At 60.5% G+C, this 18,665-nt stretch carries 15 protein-coding genes and 1 riboswitch; of the genes, 12 read left to right on the top strand and 3 right to left on the bottom strand.

All coding sequences use genetic code 11. The annotated features are described in order from the left end of the window. Nucleotides 1–80: 80 nt before the first annotated feature. The 8 genes from ACFC5L_RS18005 (at nt 81) to ACFC5L_RS17970 (ending at nt 9,409) form a co-directional block, all read left to right on the top strand. Nucleotides 81–1,265 carry an LL-diaminopimelate aminotransferase gene (locus tag ACFC5L_RS18005; RefSeq protein ID WP_375204348.1) on the top strand — a complete coding sequence of 395 codons (1,185 nt, stop codon included), beginning with the start codon at nt 81–83 and terminating at the stop codon, nt 1,263–1,265. Nucleotides 1,266–1,280: 15 nt separating this feature from the next. Further along, entirely contained in the window at nt 1,281–2,123 is an 843-nt protein-coding gene (locus tag ACFC5L_RS18000; protein WP_375204349.1) for an AraC family transcriptional regulator, read from the top strand. Nucleotides 2,124–2,137: 14 nt separating this feature from the next. Beyond that, nucleotides 2,138–3,403, top strand: coding sequence for a SulP family inorganic anion transporter (locus tag ACFC5L_RS17995; protein ID WP_375204350.1), 1,266 nt, complete (start codon nt 2,138–2,140; stop codon nt 3,401–3,403). A gap of 107 nt (nt 3,404–3,510) precedes the next feature. Then, a riboswitch (SAM riboswitch) is annotated at nt 3,511–3,629 on the top strand. 92 nt (nt 3,630–3,721) lie between these two features. Next, nucleotides 3,722–4,708, top strand: coding sequence for a homoserine O-succinyltransferase MetX (gene metX / locus ACFC5L_RS17990; protein WP_375204351.1), 987 nt, complete (start codon nt 3,722–3,724; stop codon nt 4,706–4,708). Beyond that, the gene (gene metB / locus ACFC5L_RS17985; protein ID WP_375204352.1) at nt 4,708–5,934 is read left to right on the top strand and encodes a cystathionine gamma-synthase; all 1,227 of its coding nucleotides are present in this window, start codon (nt 4,708–4,710) and stop codon (nt 5,932–5,934) included. Before metX ends, metB begins: the two co-directional genes overlap by 1 nt. Beyond that, nucleotides 5,925–6,962, top strand: coding sequence for a homoserine dehydrogenase (locus tag ACFC5L_RS17980; RefSeq protein WP_375204353.1), 1,038 nt, complete (start codon nt 5,925–5,927; stop codon nt 6,960–6,962). Before metB ends, ACFC5L_RS17980 begins: the two co-directional genes overlap by 10 nt. Before the next feature lie 9 nt (nt 6,963–6,971). After that, on the top strand, nt 6,972–8,147 hold the full coding sequence (proB, locus tag ACFC5L_RS17975; RefSeq protein ID WP_375204354.1) for a glutamate 5-kinase: 1,176 nt from the start codon (nt 6,972–6,974) through the stop codon (nt 8,145–8,147). Beyond that, complete coding sequence (locus ACFC5L_RS17970) at nt 8,144–9,409, top strand: glutamate-5-semialdehyde dehydrogenase (RefSeq protein WP_375204355.1); 1,266 nt, start codon at nt 8,144–8,146, stop codon at nt 9,407–9,409. Before proB ends, ACFC5L_RS17970 begins: the two co-directional genes overlap by 4 nt. Before the next feature lie 2 nt (nt 9,410–9,411). On the opposite strand, the gene ACFC5L_RS17965 is transcribed toward ACFC5L_RS17970, so the two are convergent. Genes ACFC5L_RS17965 through ACFC5L_RS17955 form a run of 3 tightly spaced genes read right to left on the bottom strand, consistent with a single transcriptional unit; the run spans nt 9,412 to nt 12,905 of the window. Then, complete coding sequence (locus ACFC5L_RS17965) at nt 9,412–9,591, bottom strand: hypothetical protein (protein ID WP_375204356.1); 180 nt, start codon at nt 9,589–9,591, stop codon at nt 9,412–9,414. Continuing rightward, on the bottom strand, nt 9,588–10,718 hold the full coding sequence (locus ACFC5L_RS17960) for a PepSY-associated TM helix domain-containing protein (protein ID WP_375204357.1): 1,131 nt from the start codon (nt 10,716–10,718) through the stop codon (nt 9,588–9,590). The genes ACFC5L_RS17965 and ACFC5L_RS17960 overlap by 4 nt, the downstream gene beginning before the upstream one ends. Before the next feature lie 15 nt (nt 10,719–10,733). Continuing rightward, nucleotides 10,734–12,905, bottom strand: coding sequence for a TonB-dependent receptor (locus ACFC5L_RS17955; protein WP_375204358.1), 2,172 nt, complete (start codon nt 12,903–12,905; stop codon nt 10,734–10,736). Between the two features lie 549 nt (nt 12,906–13,454). Between ACFC5L_RS17955 and ilvD the strand changes: the two genes are divergently transcribed. Genes ilvD through ilvN form a run of 4 tightly spaced genes read left to right on the top strand, consistent with a single transcriptional unit; the run spans nt 13,455 to nt 18,547 of the window. Further along, nucleotides 13,455–15,134: a dihydroxy-acid dehydratase gene (ilvD, locus tag ACFC5L_RS17950; protein WP_375204359.1), complete on the top strand. Its 1,680-nt coding sequence runs from the start codon at nt 13,455–13,457 to the stop codon at nt 15,132–15,134. A gap of 20 nt (nt 15,135–15,154) precedes the next feature. Continuing rightward, nucleotides 15,155–16,165: a ketol-acid reductoisomerase gene (gene ilvC, locus ACFC5L_RS17945; RefSeq protein WP_375204360.1), complete on the top strand. Its 1,011-nt coding sequence runs from the start codon at nt 15,155–15,157 to the stop codon at nt 16,163–16,165. A 25-nt stretch (nt 16,166–16,190) separates the two neighbouring features. Next, nucleotides 16,191–17,984, top strand: coding sequence for an acetolactate synthase 3 large subunit (locus ACFC5L_RS17940; RefSeq protein ID WP_375204361.1), 1,794 nt, complete (start codon nt 16,191–16,193; stop codon nt 17,982–17,984). After that, nucleotides 17,981–18,547 carry an acetolactate synthase small subunit gene (ilvN, locus tag ACFC5L_RS17935; RefSeq protein ID WP_375204362.1) on the top strand — a complete coding sequence of 189 codons (567 nt, stop codon included), beginning with the start codon at nt 17,981–17,983 and terminating at the stop codon, nt 18,545–18,547. The genes ACFC5L_RS17940 and ilvN overlap by 4 nt, the downstream gene beginning before the upstream one ends. Nucleotides 18,548–18,665: the final 118 nt, after the last annotated feature.

The following is an 18,665-nucleotide window of genomic DNA, read 5'->3' as shown; positions in this document are numbered from 1 at the left end:
TCGATTAGAAATGCGGCTTGTCGTCACCGGACAGGCCGGTGACCATAAAAACAACAAGAACCAGTGATACAAGCATCGCCATGAGCAGTCAGGAAGAGTTTCACCGCATCAAACAGCTCCCTCCTTATGTTTTTGAGGAGGTGAACAAGCTGAAGGCGAAGCTGCGCGCCGAAAAGCGCGACATCATCGATCTCGGCATGGGCAACCCGGACATGCCGACGCCGACACATATTGTCGACAAGCTTTGCGAGACGGCGCGCAATCCGAAAGCCCACCGTTATTCCGCGTCGCGCGGGATTATCGGGCTCCGGCGCGCCATGGCCCGCTATTATGAGCGGCGCTTCAACGTAAAGCTGTCGCCGGAGACGGAAATCGTCGCCACCATCGGCTCCAAGGAAGGCTTTGCAAACCTTGCTCAGGCGATCACCGGGCCGGGCGATGTGATCCTTGCGCCGAACCCTGCTTATCCAATTCACGCCTTCGGGTTCATCATTGCCGGCGGCGTCATCATGCCGGTGCCGGCGCCGTCGCCGGAGGAATATCTGTCAGGCCTGTCGGAAGCCATCGGCCGTGCGCATATGAAGCCTCGCGCGATGGTGCTGAACTATCCGTCGAACCCGACGGCGCAGACGGTTGGCCTCGACTTTTATAAAGACGCCGTCGCCCTCGCCAAAAAGCATGACATCATCATCCTGTCCGACCTTGCCTATGGTGAGATTTATTTTGGCGACAAGCCGCCGCCATCGATCCTCGAAGTCGAGGGTGCGAGGGACATTGCGGTCGAGATCAACTCCCTGTCGAAGACATTCGCCATGGCTGGGTGGCGCGTCGGCATGGCGGTCGGCAATGAGCGCCTCATCAACGCGCTGGCCCGCGTTAAATCCTATCTCGATTACGGCGCCTTCACGCCCATTCAGGTGGCGGCGGTCGCCGCGCTCGACGGGCCGTGGGAGTGTGTTGAGGAAATCCGCGCCATCTACAAGCGCCGCCGTGACGTGCTGGTGGAGTCTTTTACGGCCGCCGGATGGAACGTTCCGTCTCCTGAAGCGTCTATGTTTGCATGGGCGGCGATCCCCGAGAAATACCAGTCCATGGGCTCGGTGGAATTCGCCAAGATGCTCATGGAGCGGGCCGATGTCGCTGTTGCGCCGGGGCTTGGCTTTGGTGAATATGGCGAAGGTTTTGTGCGCATAGGCCTCGTTGAAAACCAGCAGCGCATAAGGCAGGCGGCGCGAAACCTGAGGAAGGTGTTTCAGGGGAATTAGCGTCAGGGAGGATTTGTGGAGTTTGCGTATTACGAGCCCTGCGCGCCTCTGCAGAAATTCGTCAGCAGCTATTACTTCGTTTCCCTGCCTTTCGATCTCGCCGAAATCATGCGTGCGGAGATCGCCAATGTCCGCTTTATCCTGAGCGGCGAGGTGATATCCGACCTTCACGGGCAGGAAGAGGCCTTTCATCACGGGAGCGCCGTCTTGTGCGGGCCAACCAATCGCTGGAGCCGCATCAAGTTCGCCAAGGGCGCGAAAATCTTCGGCGCCGCCATTACGCCTTTGGGGTGGTGCAAGCTGTTCGGATCCAGCGCGGAAGGCGCCGCGGACCGTTTCATGCCGTTGCGCGACAAGGTCCCCGCGACGGTTCAACCGCTGATCGATAATGTCTTTCATGCGCCGGACGATGCTGGCGTGGTGCGCGCCGCCGACGCGCTGTTTCTTTCGCTGATCTCCGATAAGTGGCGCATTCGTGAGGATTTCATCGAGCAGGTGACGAACTGGATCGTCGATCCGGAGCCGAATGAAATCGATCACCTCCTTAACAATGTGGATTTGTCGCACCGCCAGGTGGACCGCCTGTGCAAAGCCTATTTTGGCGCTCCGCCGAAACGGCTGCACCGGAAATTCCGCGCCCTGCACGCCGCCAACAGGCTCGCCTGGATGGAGTTGACCGACTGGCGCGAAGTCGCGCGCGCCGCCTATTACGATCAGGCGCATTTCATCCGCGAGTTTAAAGAGTTCAATGGACGCACGCCGCAGGAATTTATCGACGGCCCGCATCTTCTCGTGCGGATGACGCTGGCGGAGCGCCGCAAAATCAATCATGGTTCGCCCTTCAGCCTCGTAGGATAGATGCAAGGGCCGGCATGAAGCCGAAAATTCTGACGACCATTAAGACCTATACGCCAGCGTTGTTTGCGGCGGACCTTTTCGCGGGCGTCACCGTCGCCATGGTGGCGTTGCCGCTCAGCCTCGCCATTGCGATTGCGTCTGGCGCTGACCCGGCCGCCGGCATTGTGACGGCGATTGTCGCGGGCTTTCTCATCTCCGCACTTGGCGGCAGCCGGGTGCAGATCGGCGGGCCCACGGGCGCGTTTATCGTCGTCGTCTACAGCGTCATAGCCGAACACGGCTATGACGGCCTTGTTCTGGCGACCTTCATGGCGGGCCTTATCTTGCTGGCGGCCGGGTTTTTAAGGGCCGGGAAGTTCATCAGCTTTGTGCCTGAAGCCGTCGTCAACGGCTTCACCATTGGCATTGCCGTCGTCATCGCTGCGAGCCAGTTGAAGGATCTTTTCGGCCTCTCCATGGAGGCGGTTCCGGCGCATTTTCTTGAAAAAATCCCTGCGCTCTGGTCGGCGCGGGAAAGTTTCAATCCGGCGGCGTTCAGCCTCGGCGCGAGCGCGATCATAATGATTGTTTTCTTTCGTCATATCGCGCCCAAACTGCCCGGCCTGATTGTGGCTGTGGCGCTTGCTTCCATCGCTGCGCTTGTCTTTACCTTGCCGGTGGACACGATCGGCTCGCGTTTCGGGGCCTTGCCGAACCATCTGCCGGCGCCGCAACTGCCGGCGGTCTCGCTGTCGCGAGTGCAGGAGCTCTTGCCGTCAGCTTTTGTCATTGCGTTCCTGGCCGGTGTGGAATCGCTTTTATCCGCGATGGTCGCCGACCGCATGAGCGGCGGCCAGCATCGTCCGAATGCGGAGGTTCTGGCGCAAGGCGCGGCGAATATCGGTTCGGCGTTGTTCGGCGGCTTGCCGGCGACAGGCGCCATTGCGCGCACGGCCACGAATGTCAGGGCAGGGGGCAAAACGCCGGTTGCGGGGATTGTTCATGCGCTGACGATTTTGGCGGTGATGATGCTGGCGGCGCCGCTCGCGTCTTATCTCGCCATGCCGGCGCTCGCCGGGCTGCTCATGATCACCGCATGGAACATGAGCGAGCCGCACAAATGGCGCAGCTATTTGTTTGAGGGACCCATGTCGGACCGTGCGCTGCTCGTCCTGACGCTGGCTCTCACCGTGGTCGCCGATCTGACCATTGCGATCGGGGTCGGGGTCTCGCTCGGCCTGGCGATCCGCCTCCAGCGCCGCCATGTCCCGCCTGCGGACTGGGAAACGCCGGAGCGCTGATGTTCCGGTTAGTGGAAGCTGTCGGGAAATTGGCTGATTTGGCTAATTTTGCCTCATGCTTGAAATATCCTGTTGACGGCTTCGCAATCGCGAAGTATCCCCCCGGTAACTCATCAAGACCAGCCGAGGGATAGGCCCTTTGACGCTGGGGCAACCGCCAGAGAATCTGACCGATTTTTTGGAAAGGTGCCAATTCCTGCGAGAGCTTGCTCTCGAGAGATGGGTCGGACAAATGAAGCGCTCTGCGCAGAAAATGATCCGATTAAGGTCTCTAGCGAATTTCCTGACGAGTGGATGTGGAACGCTAAGAGGCCGGCAATGACCGCAGCACAACAAGAACGCACCGGAACGACCCAGAAGTCGCAGCCTTTTTGTGACGTCAGCGTTTTTCTGCCTGCGGATTTTGCGCTCGATAGCGGCGAAACCTTAAGCCGCCCGGAACTGAAAGTTCGCGTTTACGGCGATCTCGAAAAACCGGCGATCCTCGCGGCGGGCGGCATTTCCGCCGGACGCGCGGTTGCATCCTGCAAGGATGGCCCGGGCTGGTGGAGCGACATCATTGCGCCGGGCGGGTTTGTCGATCTCGACCGGTTTTGCGTGATCGGTTTCGACTTCCTACCCAATGCGGGCGAGACGGCGCGCACTATCACGACCCATGATCACGCCCGCGCGCTCGCCGATGCGCTGGATGTTCTCGACATAGACAAGCTCTATGGTTTTCTCGGCGCCTCCTATGGCGGCATGATCGGGTTGGCCTTTGCCGAAACCTATCCTGACCGCATCGAAAAACTCTGCGCCATCTCGGCGCCCGACCGCGCGCATCCGTCGGCGACTGCGCTGCGCGGCGTGCAGCGCCGGGTCATTGAATTCGCCGCCAGGACTGGCGATCCACAGGCCGGCGTGTCGCTGGCGCGCCAGATCGCCATGGTCACTTACCGCACGCCGGAAGAATTCGCCGAGCGCTTTGAAAGCGCGCCTGGCGCCGCCGCTGGCGCGCCGTACGATATCTGTGAATATCTCATCGCGCGCGGCGACGCTTATCATCTCGAACCGCAGCGTTATGTGACGCTGTCCGATTCCATCGACCGCCATCGCGTCGACCCAGCGAAGATCGTTGCGCAAAGCCTTATCATTGCGCCGGACAGCGACCGCCTGACCCCGCTTGTCGATTTGAAGCGCCTCGCTGACGGCGTCGCCGGCGCGCAGTTCATCGAAATCCCGTCCGTCTACGGACATGACGCCTTTCTGAAAAACACCGATCTCATCGGTCCGCATGTCAAAAAATTCTTCGAGGAGAAACGATAATGAGCGACGTCAAGCGCCCTGATGCTTTGCAACCTGAAACGCTGATCGCCACCGCCGGCGTCGCTACGGATCCCGCCTTCAACTCGGTGTCGCCGCCCTTGCACCTGTCCGCCAATTACGGCTGGAACGATCCCTTGGAAAAGCCGCAATATGACTATGCGCGCTCCGGCAATCCGACGCGCACGCAGCTGGAAGAAGCGCTGGCGGGCCTTGAAGGCGCAGCGCGCGGCGTTGTCGTTTCCTCGGGGATGGCCGCGCTCGATCTGGTGCTCAACCTCGTTGATCCGGGCGAGATCGTCGTGGCGCCGCATGATTGTTATGGCGGCACGCATCGGCTTTTGACGGCGCGCGCCAAGCGCGGCCAGTTTGAACTGGTCTACGCTAATCAGACCGATCCGGCCGAGCTTGAGGCGGCCTTTGCACGCAAGCCAAAGCTTGTGCTGCTTGAAACGCCGTCAAACCCGCTCTTGCGAATTACCGACATCCGGGCGGTCGTCGCCCACGCCAAGAAATGCGGCGCTATCGTTGTTGCGGACAACACGTTCCTGTCGCCGGCCTTGCAGCGTCCGCTGGATCTTGGTTGCGACGTCGTCGTTCACTCGACGACCAAATTCATCAACGGCCATTCCGATGTGGTCGGCGGCGCAGTGCTCGCCAAAGACCAGGCTCTTGGCGACGATCTCGCCTGGTGGGCCAATTGCACCGGCGTCACCGGCGCTCCTTTCGATAGTTTCCTGACCCTGCGCGGCCTCAGAACGCTCTTCCCTCGCGTTGAACGCCAGCAGGCGACGGCTGGCGACGTGGTGTCTCGGCTTGCCGCCGATGATCGCGTCGCCAATATCTATTATCCGGGACTTACCGACCATCCGGGTCACGAGATCGCCAAATCGCAGCAGAAAGGATTTGGCTCCATGTTCTCGGTGGAATTCGCTGAAAATGTCGATGTGATTGAGCTTCTGCGCAATCTTAACCTCTTTACGATTGCAGAATCGCTAGGCGGCTTTGAAAGCCTTGTCTGTACGCCGTCGACGATGACCCATGCGGCGATGACGCCGGAAGCGCGAGAAGTTGCGGGAATTTCCGATCGTCTTGTCCGGTTTTCCATCGGACTTGAGCACAGTGACGATCTTGTGCGAGACATAGAGGCGGCGTTGGACCGGGCAGTAGATTCGGGCGCTGGCAAAGTTGCGTATTTATCGAGTGGGACGGCGAGCAAATGTGCGTAGATGTTAAGGATAAATTCAACGCTGGCGGCGGTGACGGTGACAATGTGAACATGCCGCGAAGATTGCGCGTCGCCGTTGCGGGGCTTGGCGTGATCGGTGAAGGCGCCGCGTTGCGACTTGTTGAGCCTGATGAGCCTTATGCGCTTTGCGCCGCGCTTGTGCGCGATCCTGCAAAGCCGCGCGATGAGCGTCTTAAGACGCTGCGCACCTATTCCGACCCTGATGTTTTCCTTGTGGAACAGCCTGATGTGGTCGTCGATGCGCTCCCTACAGGGGAAGCGGGCCGTCGGCTTATCGAAGCTGCGCTCGCGCGCGGCGTCAGTGTGGTGACGGCGAACAAACAGGCGATCGCCGGTCATCTGGCGTCGCTTCACGATCTCGCCCGCCGCAATAATGTGGTCTTCGCTTATTCGCCGTCGGTCGGCGGCGGCGCGCCCATGGTGGAAACGGTTCGCCGGGCGCGCGGCGCAGGAGAAGCGCGGCAGCTTTCGGCGATTTTGAACGGAACTGTGAATTTTATCCTCTCGGCGCTCAAAGAGGGGATGTCCTTTGATGACGCTGTAAAGGCGGCGCAGGACGCAGGTTTTGCCGAACCCGATCCGACGGCGGACCTTTCCGGCGAGGATGCGCGCGCCAAGATTTCGATCCTCACCTATGAGGCCTTCGGCAAGGAGATTGACCAGAACGCCATTCGCGTTGAGCCGTTGACGGCGCAGCGTGCGTCGGACTTTTTGAAGATCGGCGGCGTCTGGAGGCAAATGTCGGTAGTGAAGCGCGCGCCCGATGGCGGCATATCCGCTCGCGTACGCTTTGAGCGCGTCGACGATGATCCGGTATTCGCCAATGTGGAAGGAGAGGGCAACGCGCTTCGTGTCCTCAATATCCAGGGCGGCGAGTTTACCTGCGAGGGCAAAGGCGCCGGTCGCGCGCCGACGGTCGCCAGCATTTTCGCCGAACTTGAAAAGATTGCGCAGACGCCGCCGGACGATGGTGAAAATACTTTGCGCCGCGTAAAGACCTTCAGCTAGAAGCGACACATGTCTTCGGATGAACATCGAAACGCGGCGCACAGCGCCGCGTCTGATGCTGCGCGCGCAGCGAAACGCCTTGTCATCAAGGTGGGCTCCGCGATTTTATGCGGCCCCACAGATGAGAGCGGCGGCGCTGTGCGGGAGGCCTGGCTTGCGTCGCTGGCGCAGGACATCGTGGGCTTGAGAAAATCGGGCTGCGAGGTCGTGGTGGTGACGTCCGGCGCAATCGCCCTGGGGCGCCGCCGGCTCGGTCTTTCCGGCGCGCTGCGCCTCGATGAGAAGCAGGCGGCGTCGGCGGCGGGGCAGGCCGCGCTCGCCCAGGCGTGGCAGGAAGCTTTTGCGCCTCATGAGGTCGCGATTGCGCAGATCCTCATCACGCTTGAAGACACGGAAAGCCGCCGGCGGTACCTCAACGCCCGTGCGACCTTCCGCACCTTGCTCGGTCTTGGGGCGTTGCCCCTCGTCAATGAAAACGACACGATCGCGACCAGTGAAATCCGCTATGGCGACAATGATCGGCTCGCGGCCCACGCGGCGCAACTCGTGGAAAGCGATGTCCTGATCATCCTTTCCGACATTGATGGTCTTTACACGGCAGATCCGCGCAGGGACTCTGCTGCGGAGCATATCGCCGTCGTTGACGCGATCACGCCGGAGATTGAGCGCATGGCCGGCGGCGTCAACAGGGATGCGGGCGTCGGCTCCGGCGGCATGGCGTCAAAGATCGCCGCGGCGAAAATCGCCGGCGGCGCCGGTTGTGACACCATCATCGCGCCGGGGCTTGGCGATCACCCCTTGAAGGCCATGCTCGACGGCGGCGCCGCGACGCTATTTCGCGCCTCGACGACCCATGACGGCGCGCGGCGGCAATGGATCGCGGGGCGCCTGAAGCCTGCGGGCCGCATTGTCATTGATGACGGCGCCGCAAAGGCGCTGCAATCGGGCGCGAGTCTGTTGCCCGCTGGCGTCAAAGAAATCACCGGCGCGTTCTCGCGCGGCGACGCTATTGAAATCGTAACGGCCGACGGGCGCATTCTGGGCCAGGGGCTATCCACTTATGACGCGATTGATGCGCGCGCGGTCGCCGGCGCCAAATCCGACAGGATTGAAGCCTTGCTGGGCTATCGGCGGCGTCCGGCGCTGATCGAAAAAGACGATCTCATTCTGAGGAGCGAGCGATGACCGACGATGTCACGGCCTATATGGAAGGGCTCGCCGTAAAGGCGCGCGCTGCCGCGCGCGCTATGGCGTCCGCGTCAACGGAGCGCAAGAATGCGGCGCTGACGAAAGCTGCTGCCCTCATCCGCGAGCGCGGCGGTGAAATTCTCGAAATCAACGCCGCCGATCTGTCGGCCGCCAAAGCCAAAGGGCAGGATGAAGCCTTTCTCGACCGCATGGCGCTAACCCCTGACCGCATGGACGGGATCGCCAAGGCGCTAGAGGATGTCGCGGCGCTTCACGACCCCGTGGGCAAGTCCATCACGAAATGGTCGCGGCCTAACGGGCTTGAGATTGAGCGGGTGAGAACGCCGATTGGCGTGATCGCCGTCATCTATGAAAGCCGGCCCAATGTTACGGTCGACGCCGCGGCGATTGCGGTGAAGGCCGGCAATGCCGTGATCCTGCGCGGCGGCTCGGAATGTCTTAAAACATCAAAGGCGCTCTTTGATTGTTTCCGCGATGCGCTTGAGGTGGCGGGGCTGCCCGAAGGCTCCGCGCAATTTGTCGAGACGACGGACCGCGCCGCCGTGGGCGCGCTCTTGTCGGGGCTCAGCGGGCGCATTGACCTCGTTATTCCCCGGGGCGGCAAGTCGCTCGTGGCGCGGGTTCAGGAAGAAGCGCGCGTGCCCGTGCTCTCCCATCTCGACGGCATCTGTCATGTCTATGTGGATCGTGACGCCGATCTCAAAAAAGCGGTCGATATCGCCGTCAATTCCAAGATGCGGCGCACCGGCATCTGCGGCGCTGCGGAGACATTGCTCATCGACCGGGAAATCGCAAATGACCTCTGGCCAAAACTTTCCGGCGCGCTGCGGAGCAAAGGCTGTGAATTGCGCGGCGATGAAGCCTTACGGGAAATAGATCCTGATGTGGCGCCGGCGAGTGAGGAAGATTTTCATACGGAATATCTTGCGCCGGTTCTTTCCGTTGCGCTGGTGGATGGCGTCGCCGGGGCGATTGACCACATCGCTGAGTATTCATCGTCCCATACGGAATCCATCGTCACGGAAAATGAGGAAACGGCGGCGCGTTTTCTGAATGAAGTCGACAGCGCAATTGTCATGCACAACGCTTCAACGCAATTCGCCGATGGCGGCGAGTTCGGCCTCGGCGCGGAAATCGGTATCGCCACGGGTCGCCTTCATGCGCGCGGGCCCGCCGGCGTTGAGGAATTGACGACCTATAAAAATGTGGTGCGAGGAACGGGTCAGGTAAGGCCGTAATCTTAGCGCCGCCTGAAATACAGGAACACGGTGACGGCGACCGGCGCCGCGACGCCGAGCGCCGCAATGATATCGCCATGGCCTTCGACCAACAGCGCGGTGACGAGCCCGGCGAGGCATACCGCGAAGAGGATGAGTGGGACCCGGAAAATCCGGACGAGAGCGTTTCGCTGCTTACTCATTCGGCGGGTGCCACAGCTTCGCTGAAAAATCGTTTTTCGCCGACGCGTTTTTTCGCAAGCCAGAGATAAACGCCGCTGCCGAGAATGATGATTGTGAAAATATCGAGCGCCGCCCAGAGAATTTTCAGGAAGAGCCCGCCATAATCGCCGAAATGCAAGGGCCGCGACAGCGACAGGGCCTTCACATACCAGGGCATTTCCCGGCGGCCTTCAAAGGCGCCGTCGGCGGCGTCGATCAGCACCGGCGTGATGATGCGTTCGGTGAGCGGCGTCTCGCCATGCAGGAACACTGCGTAATGAGAGTCCGTCGAAAACGGGCTGCCGGGAAAGGAGACGAATTGCAGCTCCATACCGGGCGCCGCCGCAACGGCGCGGGCGACGGCGGCGTCGAGCGAGGCGGGCGCCCTCGTTAGCGGTGGACCCTCATGCTCGGCGACAAGATCTGCAAGTTCCGTATAGCGCCACGCGTCTATGATCGGTGTTTCGAGCGTATTGACGACGCCGGTCAATCCGACGACGAGCAGCCATGCCGTTGCAACGATGCCTAAGAGATTGTGATAGTCGAGCCATTTGATGCGCGCTGATTTTTTGCGCCGCACCTCGCCGAATTCGAGCTTGGTCATGAACGGCGCATAGAGCACGACGCCGGAGACGATGGCGATAACGAAGAGAAATCCCATCGCGCCCAAAAACAGCATGCCCGGCAGGCCTAAAAACATATCCGTGTGAAGCTGCAGGAGAAACTCCATCACGCCGCTGTCGCCGCCGACCGGCGGGGCGGGCTCGCCGCTGGTGCGGTCGATGGGCATGAAATGCATTTGCGCCCCCGGCGCATCCGCAGTCGGGCCTGTTGTTACGTTTACGACCGGACGATCGATATCGAAGCTCATGAAGATGGGAACCTCGCCGGGCTGTCTTTTGAGCGCTGCGGCGAGGATTTCATCGAGCGTCAGATAGGGCTCGCCGGGATTGGCGGGCGCCCAGACTTCGTCATGCAGGGCGCCCTCGATTTCGTCGTGAAAGATCAGCGGCAATCCCGTGATGCAGAGCATCAGGAGAAAGAGCGTGCAGACAAGGCTCGTCCATTTGTGGACGAAAGCCCAGCCGCGGATAGTCGCTGTCTTCACGGGCGCACAGTTTCCTTAAAAATCGGCGGACACGGTCGCCATGAAGGTGCGCGGCGCGCCCTGAATGAGATAGTTGGCCCCGGGATAGCCGCCGGACGAGGCCCAGTAGCCTTTGTTTGTGACGTTGTCGACGCGCATGCGGAAGGTGAGAGGCACGGCGGCGACGTCCGTCTTGTAGCGAACGCCGAGATCGAGCCGCGCCCAGTCCTCAAGTTCAATAGTGTTCGCCTCGTTGACATATTGCTCGCCCGTATAGACGACGCGTCCGTCAAGCGTGACGCCCGGCATGAAGTGCAGATCCCATTCGCCGTTGATATTGGCCTGAATGTCCGGCACGCCGATGACGGTATTGCCTTCATTGACGCCGTCCTGCGTTTGTTTGAGCTCCGCATCCACATAGGTGAGGCCGCCGAGAAGCCGCACGCCCTCAACTGGCTCGCCGAAGACCGAGAGTTCGACGCCGCGATTGCGCTGTTCGCCCGCGGCCTGGAAGATCTGATCGACGACGATGGCGTTGCTGCGCGATAGGGAGAAGAGCGCGAGCGTCGCGCCGAAATTTCCGCCGTCATATTTGGCGCCGACTTCCTTCTGGTCGCCCTTGAACGGATCGAGGACTTCGCCTGCATTGAGGACAGGCGTGGCGCCGCTGGTCGCCGGGGCGATTGCGCCCGGCTGCAGGCTTTCGGCGTAATTGCCGTAGAGAGAGAAATTCTCACTCGCCTTGAAGACTACGCCGACCGCGGGCGTGATTGCGTCATCGTCATAAGAGGAGAGTTCGGCGCCGGTGTTGTAATCGAAAGTCTGCGTTTCAATGGCCTGATAGCGCAGGCCCCCGGTGACGAGCAGCTTATCGCCGAACAGCGAAATTGTGTCGGCGATGGCGACGGATTTGTTCGTTGTCTTTTCCGTGGTCAGTGGATCGTCGAGATCGCCGCCGGTGAAAAAGTCCGCATCGGGCAGTACGGCTATTGGCGTTGGATTATAGAGATCGCTGGGAAACCCTGAGAAATTTGAAAACGCATAAGCGTTCTTGGAGTCAGAATCGATGATCGACGCCGAGACGACGGCGCGGTGGCCGACGGCGCCGGTATTGAACTCTGCGCGCGCGCCCACATCAGCAGAAAGGACCCGGTCCTCGCGCGTATTGTCGAAACGGTAGGAACTGGTCGAGCCGTCTGCGGCGGCGGAAGGGTTGGAGAGAATATTCGCCTCTTCGCCGCTGCGTCCGCCCGCCGCGGCCCAGACCGTCACATTGTCGCTCACATCAAGCTCGGCGCGAACGACGCCGAAGAGTTGTTCTTCATCGGTGAAGGTGCCGGTCTGCGCGTAATTGATGTCGGCGTCGGGTACGACCGGGATCTCGCCCAGGGGGGTTACCTGCGGGCGCGGATTGTCGATGCGGTTGTCCTGATAGCCGATATCGGCGGAGAAACGGAAAAAGTCGCCGGCATAATCCGTGCCGAGAGAAAACACCTTGAGGTCGCGGTCCTGATCCTCGACCGAGCTTTCCCCGTCGCGATAAACGGCGTTGAAGCGCACACCCCATTCGCCGCTGGCGCCAAGGCGCGTTCCGAGATCGGCGGCGCCGTAAAACTGGCCGGCGTTTTCATAACCGAGGGTCAGGCGGCGGACGCCTTCTTCCGGCGCGCGTTTCGGAACGAGGTTGATCGTACCGCCGACGCCGGAGCCGCCGGGCGCTGCGCCGTTGATGAACGCGTTGGCGCCGCGGAAGACTTCGACGCGCTCGAGCAATTCAGCGGCGACGAACTGGCGCGGCAGAATGCCGAAAAGACCGTTGAGCGTCAGGTCGTCGGAAAAAACGGGGAAGCCGCGCACCACATAGACTTCCTGAAAATTACCGAAGCCTTTGGCGACGCGCACAACGGGATCGTTCTGCAGAACATCGCCGATGCTTTCCGATTGCTGCGCTTCGATGATCTCCTGCGTGAACGCGGTGCCGCTGAACGGCGCGTCGAGGAAATCGAGATTGCCGAGGAGGCCGGCGCGCCCGCCGCGCGCCACCTGACCGCCGGCGTAAGGGTCGGTCAGTTCGACTTGCGACGCCTCGCCATAGACGACGATTTCATCAATCGCATTGCTGTCGGCGTCCTGAGCTGAGGCGGCCGCCATGAGCGGGCCAAAGGCCGCGCCAGTGAGAAAAGAGACTTTTACAAAGGATAATTTCATGGGAACGCCCCGCCAGTTACAAACAGGCCGCCGCTGTAAATGATAATCATTCGCATGTAAATGCCTTGTCAGGCGATGCGCCCTTTAGTCCTGTCCCCAGGAATGAGACGCCTTAAATTCCGGGCTGGTTTCACCGCTTATTGTTGGTCGAAGCCGATCCGATTCCGGCGCGAGCATAATCGTCTAAGGATGCGCGCACGCTGAGCGCCCAAATCGAAAAAAATGACCAAAACGGGCATTTTTTCCTTGTTTGTTAACAGGCCCGGATGTAAGCGGGTTCTGCGCTGCAAAACGGCGCGAAAGAGTAGTGAAATGCGGGCTTTGGCGGACATCAGCATGAAGGGAGAGGGCGCGGCAATCGCGGACCCAATGCTTATGGCTGTATCTCTTGTAGTGCTCGTACTCGTACTCCTTATTAGCCCCATTCGGGGAGCGGCCATGGAGCCCGCGCGCTAGTTTAGCACGACGGACCTCCGGACAGCCCGCTCCCGAAAGGAAGCGGGTTTTTTCATGCCCGGCGGTCCGTTCAGGAAAGAACGAACGGACGAGATGACAACGAAACGATCAGATGCAATCACCAAGGGACCAGCCAAAGCGCCGGCGCGGGCGATGCTGCGCGCGACGGGGCTGGGCGATGAAGAACTCTCCGGTCCCATTATCGCGGTGGTGAACACCTGGTCCACGGTGACGCCTTGCAACATGCATCTCGACAAGCTGGCTGAACCCGTCCGCGAAGGCATTCGCGCCGGCGGCGCAACGCCTGTCGACTTCAACACCATCGTCGTTTCCGACGGCATCACCATGGGCGGCGAGGGCATGCGCGCCTCGCTGATCTCACGCGAAGTGATCGCGGACTCCATCGAATTGGCCGTACGCGGACATTCTCTTGACGCTGCGGTCATTCTCGTCGGCTGCGACAAGACCTTGCCGGCCGCGGCGATGGCCTTGGCGCGCATGGATATTCCCGGCGTCATTTTCTACGGCGGCACGATCATGGCCGGCCATTGCAAGGTCCGCGGCGAGGAAAAAGACCTTTCCATTCAGGATGTGTTTGAAGCTGTCGGCGCGCACGCCAAGGGTGATTATTCCGATCAGGAACTCGATCAGATCGAACGCGCGGCTTGTCCAGGCGCGGGCGCGTGCGGCGGCCAGTTCACGGCGAACACCATGGCGATGGCGCTGGCGTTTTTGGGGCTCGCCCCGATTGGCGCCGGCGACCCGCCGGCGATTGCGGAAGAAAAGGCGGCGGAAGGCGTTCGGTGCGGCAAGATCGCGGCGCAATTGGTGAAAGACGGCAAGACCGCGCGCCAGTTCATCACGCCGGCATCCTTGCGCAACGCCGCAACCTCTGTTGTCGCCTCGGGCGGCTCCACCAACGCTGTCTTGCATCTGGCCGCCATCGCCGCCGAAGCGGGCGTGCCGTTCTCCATCGATCTTTTTGACGAGCTCTCGCGCTCAACGCCGGTGATCTCCAATCTGAAACCCGGCGGGCAATATCTTGCAAAAGATCTCTACGCCGCGGGCGGCGTCCGCCTTTTCGGCCAGAGCCTGATGGATGGCGGCAAAATCGAAGATACGCCAACGGTTTCCGGTGAAACGCTGTTCGGTGAATTCAAAAAGGCGGAGGAAACGGCCGGGCAGAAGGTCGTGCATGCGGTGGCTAATCCGTTCAAACAAACCGGCGGCCTCCGGATTCTTTACGGCGATCTGGCGCCGGAAGGCGGCGTTTTGAAAACCGCTGGTTACGCTGACGGCGCCTTTGAGGGCACAGCGCGCGTCTTTGACGGCGAAGAGGCTGCGTTCAAGGCGGTCAATGACCGCGAGATCAAGGAAGGTGACGTTGTCGTCATTCGTTATGAGGGTCCCAAAGGCGGACCCGGCATGCGCGAAATGCTGGCGACGACAGCGGCGGTGGCCGGTCAGGGGCTTGCGGGCAAAGTGGCGCTCATCACGGATGGGCGTTTTTCCGGCGCCTCTCATGGTTTCGTTATCGGCCATGTCGCGCCCGAAGCGGCGGTGGGCGGACCCATCGGTCTCCTGCAGGATGGGGACAAGATCACCATCGACGCCGAAGCGCGCCGCATTGACGCCGATATCGACTGGGCGGCGCGCCGCGCAGCCTTTAAACCCAAAGCGCCGAACCGCATGGGCGGCGTCTTCGATAAATACGCAAAACTGGTTTCCTCGGCGTCGAAGGGCGCCGTCACTATTGAAACACCCAACGAGTAAGACAGAGGGATTTGAACGACATGAGAGTCTATACGGAAGACGATGCAAACCCGGCGATTGTGAAAAACGATGTTGTCGCTGTCATTGGCTACGGCAGTCAGGGCCGCGCCCATGCGCTGAACCTGCATGATTCAGGCTGCAAGGTGATTGTCGGGGTTCGTCCCGATGGACCGGGCGCCAAACGCGCGCAAGAGGACGGGCTTGAAGTCGCTTCCGTCGCTGAAGCGTCCCGTCAGGCGAAGCTGATCGCCGTCCTGACGCCGGACATGACCCATGAGCAGATTTTCAATGACCAGATTGCGCCGAACCTGAAGGACGGCGATACGCTCCTGTTCGCCCATGGTTTCACGGTGCTTTATGGCCGCGTCAATCCGCCGGCCAATGTGGACGTCATCATGGTCGCGCCGAAAGGCCCCGGCGGCCTGGTGCGGTCGGAATATGAGCGCGGCCGCGGCGTGCCGAGCCTTTTCGCCATTCATCAGGATGCGACCGGTCAGGCGAAAGACAAGGCGCTCGCATACGCCAGCCTGATCGGCGGCGCGTCGGCGGGCGTTATCGAAACGACCTTCCGCGAAGAGACGGAAACCGACCTCTTCGGCGAACAGGCGGTTTTGTGCGGCGGCGCCTCCGAACTCGTCATCGCCGGTTTCGAAACGCTCGTTGAAGCGGGCTACCAACCGGAAATCGCCTATTACGAATGCCTGCACGAGCTGAAGCTGATCGTCGATCTATTCTATGAAGGCGGCATCACCCGCATGCATGACTTTATTTCCGAGACCGCGAAATATGGCGACTTTGTTTCCGGGCCGCGTGTCATCAACGCCGAAACCAAACAGCGCATGAAAGAAGTGCTGAAAGACATTCAGAATGGTTCCTTCGCCCATGACTGGATCGTTGAAAACCAGGCTGGCAAGGTTCGCTACAACCAGATGCTCCGCGCCGACCTTGAGCATCCGATTGAAAAGACCGGCAAGGAGCTGCGCGCGCGCATGTCCTGGTTGAAGCCGGGCGCCAATTCGAAACCAGACTGAGACTAGGAAAAACCGAGGCCCTGAAATGACTGCTTCTCAAGCAAAACAAGAGACCAAGACGGCGGCGATCACGAAATCTGGCGCTGAACTTCTCCTTGATGCGCTCGAGGAGCAAGGCGTGGAGGTGATTTTCGGTTATCCAGGCGGGGCGGTGCTGCCGATCTATGATGCGCTCTTTGCGCGTGAAACGATCCGTCACGTTTTGGTGCGTCATGAACAGGGCGCCCTGCACGCAGCGGAAGGCTATGCCCGCTCCACCGGCAAGGTCGGCGTCGCGCTGGTGACGTCGGGGCCCGGCGCCACCAACGCCGTCACCGGCCTCGCCGATGCGTTGCTGGATTCCATTCCGCTCGTCTGCATTTCAGGGCAGGTGGCGCGCCCGCTGATCGGGACCGACGCCTTTCAGGAATGCGACACCACGGGCATCACGCGTTCCTGCACCAAATATAATTATCTGGCGAAGTCGGCGCATACGCTGTCGACAACAGTGCATGAGGCGTTTCATGTGGCGCGCAATGGCCGCCCGGGACCTGTCCTCATCGACATTCCAAAGGATGTTCAGTTCGAGACGGCGCAATACACGTCCCGCGCCGACGCCCGCAATCGCAATTGCATCGTCACGCCGGAGGTCAACAAAAACCAGATCGATCAGGCGATTGACCTGATGCGTTACGCCCGCCGGCCTGTGCTTTATACCGGCGGCGGCGTCATCAATGCCGGGCCGGAAGCATCCAAGGCGTTGCGTGAGTTGGCGAAAGCAACGGGCTTTCCGGTGACCTCGACCCTGATGGGGCTGGGCGCCTTTCCGGCCTCCGATCCGCAATGGCTCGGCATGCTCGGCATGCATGGCTCTTATGAAGCCAACAACGCAATGCATGATTGCGATCTGATGATCGCTATCGGCGCGCGGTTCGATGACCGGGTCACAGGGCGGCTCGACGCCTTCTCGCCGAACTCGCGCAAGGTTCATATCGATATCGATCCGTCTTCCATCAACAAGAATGTACCGGTCGATATCGGCATTATCGGCGATGCAGGCGCAATTCTGGACGCGATGCTAGCCGAGTGGAAACGCCGCGACAAAAAAGAAAAACATGAGCGCGAACGCATCGATGGCTGGTGGTCGCAGATCGACGGCTGGCGCGCGCGCAAGTCATTCCAATATGCGCCGGCGAAAGACGTCATCAAGCCGCAATATGCAATCGAGCGCCTCTATGAGCTGACCCGCGGCAAGGATGTGTATGTCACAACCGAAGTCGGCCAGCATCAGATGTGGGCCGCGCAGTTCTTCCATTTTGACGAGCCGAACCGCTGGATGACCTCGGGCGGGCTTGGCACCATGGGCTATGGCTTGCCGGCGGCGCTGGGCGTTCAGGCGGCTTATCCGGATGCGCTTGTCATCGACATCGCCGGCGACGCCTCTGTGCAAATGACCATGCAGGAAATGTCGGCGGCGGTTCAGCATGAGTTGCCGATCAAGATCTTCATTCTGAACAACGCTTATCTCGGCATGGTCCGCCAGTGGCAGGAGCTGCTTCATGGCGGGCGTTATTCCCATTCCTATTCCGAAAGCCTGCCGGACTTTGTGAAACTCGCTGAAGCCTATGGCGGCCACGGCATCCGCGCCGAAACACCCGATGAGCTCGACGCCAAGATTATCGAGATGATTGTGTCGCCGAAGCCGGTTTTGTTCGACTGCGTCGTCACACAGCAAGAAAACGTCTTCCCGATGATCCCGTCGGGAGCGGCGCATAATGAAATGCTTTTCGGCGAGATGACGGAAGATTCAGTCTCGGAGCAGGGGAAGACGCTGGTATGACCGCCCAGAAAGCAACATCGAACGCGCCTTCTCAATCTGTTTACCCGGTCACGCGCGACGAAGGCGCGGATCGCGAAGTCATTATCGCCGTCATTGTCGATAACGAGCCTGGCGTTCTGTCTCGCGTCGTCGGCCTCATCTCTGCGCGCGGCTATAACATCGAAAGCCTGACGGTTGCAGAAACCGACATGGAGAAGCACACCTCGCGCATCACGGTGGTGACGACCGGGACGCCTTCAAAGATCGAGCAGATCAAGGCGCAGCTTGGCCGTCTGGTGCCGGTGCGCCGCGTCATCGACGTGTCGGCCGAAACGGATGCGCTGGAGCGTGAGCTGGCGCTGGTCAAGGTCGTGAATGAAGGCGAGCACCGGGTCGAGTCCATGAGGCTCGCGGATGTCTTCCGCGCCAATGTTCTCGATACGACCCACACATCCTTCGTGTTTGAAATCACCGGCGCGCGGGACAAAATCAACGCCTTTATCGATCTGATGAAGCCTTTGGGCCTCTCCGAAGTTTCACGCACGGGTGTTTTGTCGATACGCCGCGGCGTTGAAAAGGACTGATGTCATGCTGATGTGTCATTTGTTGAATAGCCTGTTGAGCCTGCTCCTTAGCCCCGCGCGGTGAAATCGCCGCGCGATAAAAATGGGTGATGATACAGGAACAGCGATCAGGAATTCA

The organism is Hyphococcus sp. (genome assembly GCF_041986965.1).
Lineage (GTDB): Bacteria > Pseudomonadota > Alphaproteobacteria > Caulobacterales > Parvularculaceae > Hyphococcus.
This window is presented reverse-complemented; position numbering and strand designations above follow the sequence as displayed.

What these genes read in the sequence shown, in the direction of transcription:
- ACFC5L_RS18005 (WP_375204348.1), top strand. Translation starts at nt 81, where the DNA reads ATGAGCAGTCAGGAAGAGTTTCACCGCATCAAACAGCTCCCTCCTTAT.
- ACFC5L_RS17995 (WP_375204350.1), top strand. Translation starts at nt 2,138, where the DNA reads ATGAAGCCGAAAATTCTGACGACCATTAAGACCTATACGCCAGCGTTG.
- metX (WP_375204351.1), top strand. Translation starts at nt 3,722, where the DNA reads ATGACCGCAGCACAACAAGAACGCACCGGAACGACCCAGAAGTCGCAG.
- metB (WP_375204352.1), top strand. Translation starts at nt 4,708, where the DNA reads ATGAGCGACGTCAAGCGCCCTGATGCTTTGCAACCTGAAACGCTGATC.
- ACFC5L_RS17980 (WP_375204353.1), top strand. Translation starts at nt 5,925, where the DNA reads ATGTGCGTAGATGTTAAGGATAAATTCAACGCTGGCGGCGGTGACGGT.
- proB (WP_375204354.1), top strand. Translation starts at nt 6,972, where the DNA reads ATGTCTTCGGATGAACATCGAAACGCGGCGCACAGCGCCGCGTCTGAT.
- ACFC5L_RS17970 (WP_375204355.1), top strand. Translation starts at nt 8,144, where the DNA reads ATGACCGACGATGTCACGGCCTATATGGAAGGGCTCGCCGTAAAGGCG.
- ACFC5L_RS17965 (WP_375204356.1), bottom strand. Translation starts at nt 9,591, where the DNA reads ATGAGTAAGCAGCGAAACGCTCTCGTCCGGATTTTCCGGGTCCCACTC.
- ACFC5L_RS17955 (WP_375204358.1), bottom strand. Translation starts at nt 12,905, where the DNA reads ATGAAATTATCCTTTGTAAAAGTCTCTTTTCTCACTGGCGCGGCCTTT.
- ilvD (WP_375204359.1), top strand. Translation starts at nt 13,455, where the DNA reads ATGACAACGAAACGATCAGATGCAATCACCAAGGGACCAGCCAAAGCG.
- ilvC (WP_375204360.1), top strand. Translation starts at nt 15,155, where the DNA reads ATGAGAGTCTATACGGAAGACGATGCAAACCCGGCGATTGTGAAAAAC.
- ACFC5L_RS17940 (WP_375204361.1), top strand. Translation starts at nt 16,191, where the DNA reads ATGACTGCTTCTCAAGCAAAACAAGAGACCAAGACGGCGGCGATCACG.
- ilvN (WP_375204362.1), top strand. Translation starts at nt 17,981, where the DNA reads ATGACCGCCCAGAAAGCAACATCGAACGCGCCTTCTCAATCTGTTTAC.